Below are 8,003 nucleotides of genomic sequence, written 5' to 3'. Positions count from 1 at the left end.
CCTTGAGCTCTGCCAGATGGTCCATGGTGCGTCCTCGGGTGGGCGGTAGGCGGGAGGCGGGGGGCGGTGGGCGGGGGGGGGGGGTGCGGGGGGGCGCGCCGCCCCACTCCCACTCCCGCCCCCGCGACCGCGACCGCGACCACCCCTCTCAACAGCCCTCCGCCGCCCCCGAGTTCCACGGATCGCCGCCCGGGCCCGGGCGAATTCACCGCAATAGCACCAACGCCCGCCGGACCGGCCGGGAACCGTGGCATCTTCATGCTCGGGCGGCGGCGATCTCCCGGATTGGTTGCGATCACCGGTGCACTCGGGGAGAGTTGATGAGGCCAAGGATCCCGGAGCGCCCGGAGGGGAAACTGGAAAGTGCATCGGGATCCCGGATTCGAAGCCCCCGTACCGACGCGCGACGGAACCGGCGGAACCCGGCGAATGTGCTGGACGGCCCGGGAACTGCGTGAGAAGCGCAGTTCGCCCGGTCCCGTTCCAGCCGATTCCGGCCGGTTCCACCGAGTTCCACCCGGACGGCTCCGAGTCGAGGCAGGCCCACGCGAAGGCCGAGCGAGCCGAGCACGGAGCGAACTCCGGGGGGAGCAGCCATGACCACGCCGTTCTCGCGGCGAAAGGGCGCCGGAACGGCCGGCGGGCGAGGTGCCGGGCAGCTGGACGAGGCCGCCCTCAGTGCCGTTCCCGCACCCGAAGCCCCGTACGACTACGGCCACTTCAGCCGTCTCGCGGGCCCGGCGTACGACCCGGACGAGGACGACGACCTCGGTGGCGGCGTCTACTGGCCCGAACCGGCCGCCCCGTACGACCCCGCGTCGGCGAGCGCCCCGCAAGACCCCACCCCGGCGAGCACCCCGTACGCCTCTCCCCCGTACGAGCCACCGCCCGCGGTCCCCTACCGCGTCCGGTACCGCAGCCTGCTGCGCCGCGAGCCGCACCGGATCCGCGCCGCGCTGCTGATGGTCGCCGCCCCGGTGGTGGAGGTGGTGCTGCTGGTCTGGCTGCTGCTGCCGGAGCACTGGCCCGAGCGGCTGGACGAGACGAACGCCCTGGTGCTGCTCGGCGACAAGGTGATGATCGGCATCATCGCCGTCGTCGAGGTGTTCCGGCTGGTCAACGTCGTCTCCAACACCCACGCCACGCTGGTCGCCCGTGACCCGGTCCCGGTGACGCCGGTGCCCGGCACCCGGGTCGCCTTCCTCACCACCTGCGTGCCGGGCAAGGAGCCGCCGGAGATGGTCCGGGCCACGCTGACCGCGGCCCGCGCCGTTCGGCACAACGGACCCTACGACGTCTGGCTGTTGGACGAGGGAAACGATCCTGCAATGCGGGAGCTCTGCGCCGAGCTGGGCGTGCGGCACTTCAGCCGCGCCGGCCGGCCGCAGTGGAACCGGCCGAAGGGCAGGTTCCGCGCCGGCACCAAGCACGGCAACTACAACGCCTGGCTCCAGGCCCACGGCGACGACTACGAGTTCTGGGTGTCCGTGGACACCGACCACGTTCCGCTGCCGGACTTCTGCGAACGGATGCTCGGCTACTTCCGCGACCCCGACGTGGCATTCGTGGTCGGCCCCCAGGTGTACGGGAACTACCGCAGCTCGGGCTCGGCCGTCACCAAATTCTCCGAGAGCCAGCAGTACCTCTTCCACGCCCTCGTCCAACGCGCCGGAAACCGATACGGCGCGCCCATGTTCGTGGGCACCAACAACGCCGTCAGAATCAGCGCGCTCCAGTCGATCGGCGGGTTGTACGACTCCATCACCGAGGACATGGCGACCGGTCTGGAGTTCCACCGCAGCCGAAACCCGGAGACCGGGGAACGCTGGAAGTCCGTGTACACCCCGGACGTGCTCGCGGTCGGCGAAGGACCGTCCTCCTGGACCGACTTCTTCTCCCAGCAACTGCGCTGGAGCCGCGGCACCTACGAGACCCTCTTCACCCAGTACTGGCGGGTGCTGTGGCAGCTGTCCCCCGGGCGGTTGCTCAACTACACGCTGATGGTGGGCTTCTACCCGATGGCGGCGCTCACCTGGCTGCTCGGCGGCCTGTCCAGCGTCCTCTACCTGGGCTTCGGCGCATCGGGCGTGCACGTCTCCTCGGAGATCTGGATGATGCTCTACAGCGACGCCGCCGCGCTCCAGCTCCTGCTCTACACCTGGAACCGCAAGCACAACGTGAGCCCGCACGAGCCGGCCGGCTCCTCCGGGGTCGCCGGGATGGTGATGTCGGCGCTCTGCGGCCCGGTCTACGCGGCCTCGCTGCTCCAGTCGCTGCTGCGGGTGCGCAGCCGCTTCGTGGTGACGCCCAAGGGCCGCTCGGCCAGCACCGACCGGCTCGGCACCTTCCGCTTCCACCTCTTCTGGACGCTGGTGTTCGGCGGCGCGATCACCGCCTCCTACGTCACCGGCTACGACCACGCCGCGATGCGCGCCTGGGCCTGGATCGCCCTGGTGCTCACCCTCCTGCCGGTCCTGATCACCGCCGGCGACGCCGTCCGCCGCCGCCGGACCCGCCCCACCGCCAACCTCACCGTCACCGGCGGCCCGACGGCCACCCCGACGGTCCTCCTGGAGAAGCGCCGCCCGCGCCACGCCCGCGACCCCCGGAGCTCGCCGCCCGCACGCACGGCACCGGATCCGTCGCCCAGCCGGCCCGCACCCGACCGCCCCGCACCCGACCGCGCCGGCAGCGGCACATCCCCCCACTGACAGCACTCGCGGACAGCACCCACCGACCCCCAGCCCGGCACCCGACCGCCTCCCGAGGGGAGCACCACCGTGAAGATCCACAAGGCCGGCCGCACCAAGCGCCTCGCCCTCGGCAGCACCGTCGCGCTGACCGTGGCCGGGATGAACGCTCCGGCCGTCCTCGGCTTCGCCTCCGAGCAGTACCACCACTACGTGATCAACCGCCCCGAGTACAAGGCGCAGTACGGCCACTGGCAGACCCTGTCGCTGCCCGCCGAGTTCCGGGTCAACGCCGTGCACGCGACCCTGCTGCGCACCGGCAAGGTCCTGATCGTGGCCGGCTCGGGCAACGACGAGAAGCAGTTCAACGCGGGCACCTTCAAGAGCCTGCTCTGGGACCCGGCCGCGAACACCTACAAGCTGGTCCCCACCCCGGCCGACATGTTCTGCGGCGGCCACACCTCGCTGCCGGACGGCCGCGTCCTGGTGGCCGGCGGCACCCAGCGCTACGAGAAGCTGGCCGCCGCCGTGAAGAAGGCGGCCGGCATCATGCGGGTGCGCAACGAGAGCCCGGAGCGCGACCGGACCTTCCCCACGGGCACCGTCTTCGTCGCCCCGAACGGCCACGAGTACGCCAGCACCGCCCCGGTGACCGTCCCGGCCGCGACCAAGACCGGCTCCGGCCGCGAGACCGTGGTCACCGCCGGCGAGCAGCGGGTGTACGTGGAGGCGGTCGGCCCGGGCCCGGACTACGTCTCCGACTCCCCCGCCCAGTACCGGATCAAGGGCCTGAGCGGCACCGACGCCCACAACCTGTACGGGCAGAACGAGAAGCTCACCCTGGACAAGCAGGAGTACCAGGGCATCCGCTCCGCCTTCGAGTTCAACCCGGACACCGAGCTCTACGAGCCGGTCACCGACATGGCCCACGCCCGCTGGTACCCGACGCTGACCGGGCTGGGCGACGGCCGGGTGGTCACCGTCTCCGGCCTGGACGACACCGGGGAGGTCCTCAACGGCAACGACAACGAGGTCTACGACCCGAGGACCAAGTCCTGGTCCAAGGGCCCCGACCACTACTTCCCGACCTACCCGGCGATCTTCCTGACCGACTCCGGCAAGCTCTTCTACTCCGGCTCCAACGGCGGCTACGGCCCCGGCGACAAGGGCCGCGAGCCCGGCTTGTGGGACGTGTCGACCGGGGCCTTCCAGCCCGTCCCCGGCCTGCGCGACCCCAACCTCACCGAGACCTCCTCATCCGTGCTGCTGCCGCCCGCCCAGGCGCAGAAGGTGATGGTGCTCGGCGGCGGTGGCGTCGGCGAGTCCCCGCTGTCCACGGCCCGCACCGACATCGCGGACCTGTCCTCCGCCGCACCCGCCTTCACCCCGGGCCCGGACCTGCCGGCCGGCGGCACCCGCTACCTCAACAGCGTGATCCTCCCGGACGACACCGTCTTCACCACCGGCGGCTCCAGCGGCTACCGCGGCCGGGGCGACAGCGACCTGCTCAAGGCGCAGGTGTACCACCCGGACACCAACAGCTTCAGCACCGCCGCCGAGCCGGCCGTCGGCCGCGACTACCACTCCGAGGCGCTCCTGCTGCCGGACGGCCGGGTCGCCGTGCTGGGCTCCAACCCGCTCTTCGCCGACAAGGCCGAGACCCGGCCGGGCGGCTTCGAGCAGCGCATCGAGATCTACACCCCGCCGTACCTGTACCACGGCGAACGCCCGCAGGTCGGTGCCGTTCCGCAGGCGGCCGGGCTCGGCGGCACGCTGGCCGTCGGCACCGCACGGCCGGAGGCGGTCGCCGGCGCCAGGCTGATCCGGCCGAGTTCGGTCACCCACGTGACGGACGTCGAACAGCGCTCGGTGGCCCTGGACATCGCCGGGCGGACGGCGGACGGCGTCTCGCTGACCCTGCCCCGCAACCCCGACCTGCTGCCGCCGGGCTGGTACATGCTGTTCCTGACGGACGCCGCCGGCACCCCGTCGGTCGCCCGCTGGATCCAGGTCACCGCGTAGCCGCAACGGCCCGCGCGGTCACGCACGGGCCCGCGCCGTGCGGCCCGGGCCGGCGCGGGCGGCCTCAGCGCGCCGCCCGCGCCAGCCCGAGCGCGTACGGCAGCCAGAACTCGCCCGCCCGGGGCTCGCCCCGGCCGCAGTCGCCGTCCGACTCCCCCGGGTTCTTGATCCACAGGTAGGCGTCCACCCCGGGCCGGCCGGTCTCGGTGGTCGGCCGCTCGCCGAGCGCGCGCCCGGGTGGGTTGCACCAGGAGTCGCCGCCCAGGGCCCCGTTGCCGCTGCGGCTGGTGTCGATGACGAAGTTCTTCCCGCCCAGGGCCGCGGAGAGCCTGGCGCCGTAAGCCGCGTTCCGCGCGGTGTCGTAGAAGTTGGCGACGTTCACGGCGAAGCCGTCCGCCGCCGCGATGCCCGACTTGCGCAGGGCGGTGGCCAGTTCCTCCGGGTCCTGCGCCCAGCCGGGGTTGCCCGCGTCCAGGTAGACCCGCGCGTTCGGGTTCTTCTTCAGCTCCTGGACGGCGAAGGCCAGCAGGCCGTACCGCTCGGCGGCCAGGTCGCCCTTGATCCCGCAGGTGTCCAGGGTGTGCGCGACGGCGTCCGGCTCCAGCACCACCCAGGCCTTGCGGTCGCCGAGGGCCTGGGCGACGCCGGTGATCCAGGCGCGGTAGGCGGCCGCGTCGGGGGCGCCGCCGGCCGAGTACTGGCCGCAGTCGCGGTGCGGGATGTCGTAGGCGACGAAGACCGCCGTCCGGCCCGCCTCGGCGGCCCGTCGGCTCACCTGTTCGGCGATCTCCCCGGCGCCCTGCTCGCCGAGCCACTGCGAGGAGGGCTGGGCGGCGATCCGCAGCAGTTCGTCGGCCTCCGCCGTCCGGCCCTGCCCGCGCAGCGCGGACACCTGGTGGGCGGCGTTGGTCCGGTCGGAGACGTAGAAGGCCTGGCCGGGAAGCTGGGCGAAGCCCGCGCCCGCCGCCGCGCCGTCGGCCGTACCCGCGGCGGACGGAGCGGACCCGGTTCGCGGCTCGCCGCCGTCCGACCCGCTGCAGCCGGACACGGCCGCCAGTACCACCCCGGCCAGCAGCGCCCCCACGGCCCCGCGCAACGCCCCTGCCCGCCCCAGCCCGTGCACGTACCGCTCCTCCCCGGGACCGGTCCGGCGACCGGTCGGCACCAGCTAAGCACACCCGGCACCGGTCGACTCCCACCGTCGGTGAACGCCAAGTGGCCGTGGGCGGACGGGACATCGAACCCGTCCGGTCCACGGCCACCGGCGACCGGAAGTGCTCAGGAACGCGCGGCGGCGCTCAGGCGGGGGCTCACGCCTCCTTCAGGTTCGGCACCTGCCAGTCGATGGCCTCGGCGCCGAAGGAGTCCAGCGCCGCGTTGATCTGCGAGAACGGACGGCTGCCGAAGAACAGCTTCGCCGACAGCGGCGACGGGTGCGCCCCCTGCACCACCACGTGCTTGGCGGTGTCGATCAGCGGCAGCTTCTTCTTCGCGTAGTTGCCCCACAGCACGAAGACCACGGGCTCCTCGCGGTCGCTCACCGCCTTGATCACCGCGTCGGTGAACTTCTCCCAGCCCTTCGCCTTGTGCGAGTTGGCCTCGTGCGCGCGGACCGTGAGCACCGCGTTGAGCAGCAGCACACCCTGCTCGGCCCAGTGCATCAGGTAGCCGTTGTCCGGGGCGGGGATGCCCAGGTCGGCGTCCAGCTCCTTGAAGATGTTGCGCAGCGACGGCGGCGTCCTGGTGCCCGGCAGCACCGAGAAGCTCATGCCGTGGGCCTGCCCGTTGTCGTGGTACGGGTCCTGGCCGAGCACGAGCACCCGGACCTTGTCGTACGCGGTGGCGTCCAGCGCGGCGAACTCCTGGCCGCTCGGCGGGAACACCTCGTGCTCCGCGCGCTGGGCCGCCACGAAGGCCGCCAGCTCCGCGAAGTACGGCTTCTCCGTCTCGGCGCCCAGCACCCCGCGCCAGGACTCGGGCAGCTCCAGCCCGCCGCCCTCGCCGGCCTCGACCACGCCCGCCTCGACCGTGTCCGTCACGACATCTACCTCCAACACCGCGGCTGCTGCGCCGCACGCCCTCTTTCACCCCGAACGCTACACAGCCCCACCGACAACTCACGCCCGCGGAGCGGGTTCCGGGCTCCGGCCGGAACCCGCCCGCCCCCTCCCCGGGTACGCAGCGGCCCCGCCCCGGGTACGCCGCGACGCCTCCCCCGGATACGCAGCGGCCCCGCCCCGGCGACCGGCCGGAACGGGGCCCACGACAGCACCGCGGAGGTCAGACCAGCTCGACCAGGTCCGCGATCGACTGGACCACGCGGGTCGGCCGGTACGGGAACCGCTCCACGTCGGCCGCGGCGGTCAGCCCGGTGAGCACCAGGATCGTCTCCATGCCGGCCTCCATGCCCGCGACGATGTCGGTGTCCATCCGGTCGCCGATCATCACCGCCGTCTCGGAGTGGGCCCCGGCGGTGTTCAGCGCCTCGCGCATCATCAGCGGGTTGGGCTTGCCGACGAAGTACGGCTCGACGCCGGTCGCCTTGGTGATCAGCGCCGCGACCGATCCGGTGGCCGGCAGCACGCCCTCCGGGGAGGGGCCGGTCTCGTCCGGGTTGGTGCAGATGAACCGGGCGCCCTGGTTGATCAGGCGGATCGCCTTGGTGAGCGCCTCGAAGGAGTAGGTGCGGGTCTCGCCGAGCACCACGTAGTCGGGGTTGTTGTCGGTCAGCACGTAACCGGCCTGGTACAGGGCGGTGGTGAGCCCCGCCTCGCCGATCACGTACGCCGTGCCGTTCGGCCGCTGGCTCTTGAGGAACTTGGCCGTGGCCAGGGCGGAGGTCCAGATGCACTCCTCCGGCACCTCCAGCCCCATCCCGGCCAGCCGGGCGCTGAGGTCGCGCGGAGTGTAGATGGAGTTGTTGGTGAGGACCAGGAACGGCTTGCCGGACTCCCGCAGCTTGCGCAGGAACTCCTCCGCCCCGGGAATCGGCGTGCCCTCGTGGATGAGGACCCCGTCCATGTCGGTCAGCCAGGACTCGATGGGCTTGCGGTCTGCCACGTGCGTGTCTCCCGAAGTGTTGCAGCGTCTTGCGTCGTACGAGGGCCCTGACCCGGCACAGCCTAATCCGCCCGGGTGTGCGGGAACAGGACGTCCCGCCCACCGGACCGGCGCCGACCCGGCCTCCCGCACCCGCGTCACCTGCCGCTTCCACCGGCCCGACGCCCACCCCGACGCCCCCCGACGCCCCACCCCGAGGCCCCACCCCGACTCCCCTCCCGACGGCCCTCC

General features: G+C 72.6%; 5 protein-coding genes. 2 read left to right on the top strand and 3 right to left on the bottom strand.

Translation table 11 applies throughout. The features are described 5' to 3' along the window. Positions 1–596 precede the first annotated feature (596 nt). Both ACFVHV_RS34235 and ACFVHV_RS34230 read left to right on the top strand, forming a co-directional pair. Positions 597–2,711 (top strand): glycosyltransferase family 2 protein, encoded by a 2,115-nt coding sequence (locus tag ACFVHV_RS34235; RefSeq protein ID WP_380356527.1) that lies wholly within the window; start codon positions 597–599, stop codon positions 2,709–2,711. Between the two features lie 69 nt (positions 2,712–2,780). After that, entirely contained in the window at positions 2,781–4,712 is a 1,932-nt protein-coding gene (locus tag ACFVHV_RS34230) for a galactose oxidase-like domain-containing protein (RefSeq protein ID WP_380356524.1), read from the top strand. A gap of 64 nt (positions 4,713–4,776) precedes the next feature. On the opposite strand, the gene ACFVHV_RS34225 is transcribed toward ACFVHV_RS34230, so the two are convergent. The 3 genes from ACFVHV_RS34225 to ACFVHV_RS34215 all read right to left on the bottom strand — a co-directional run bounded on the left by ACFVHV_RS34225 (position 4,777) and on the right by ACFVHV_RS34215 (position 7,772). Continuing rightward, a complete protein-coding gene (locus ACFVHV_RS34225; protein WP_359901871.1) occupies positions 4,777–5,835 on the bottom strand; it encodes a glycoside hydrolase family 6 protein in 1,059 nt (352 codons plus the stop codon). A 187-nt stretch (positions 5,836–6,022) separates the two neighbouring features. After that, entirely contained in the window at positions 6,023–6,751 is a 729-nt protein-coding gene (locus ACFVHV_RS34220) for a uracil-DNA glycosylase (protein ID WP_359901874.1), read from the bottom strand. A 241-nt stretch (positions 6,752–6,992) separates the two neighbouring features. Continuing rightward, positions 6,993–7,772 (bottom strand): HAD-IIA family hydrolase, encoded by a 780-nt coding sequence (locus tag ACFVHV_RS34215; protein ID WP_359901877.1) that lies wholly within the window; start codon positions 7,770–7,772, stop codon positions 6,993–6,995. Positions 7,773–8,003: the final 231 nt, after the last annotated feature.

Source organism: Kitasatospora sp. NPDC127116, from assembly GCF_042677365.1.
GTDB classification, from domain to species: Bacteria; Actinomycetota; Actinomycetes; order Streptomycetales; family Streptomycetaceae; genus Kitasatospora; species Kitasatospora lactacystinica.
This window is presented reverse-complemented; position numbering and strand designations above follow the sequence as displayed.

Bases quoted from the DNA above. Each gene is read 5' to 3' on its own strand.
- ACFVHV_RS34235 (WP_380356527.1), top strand. From the start codon at position 597: ATGACCACGCCGTTCTCGCGGCGAAAGGGCGCCGGAACGGCCGGCGGG.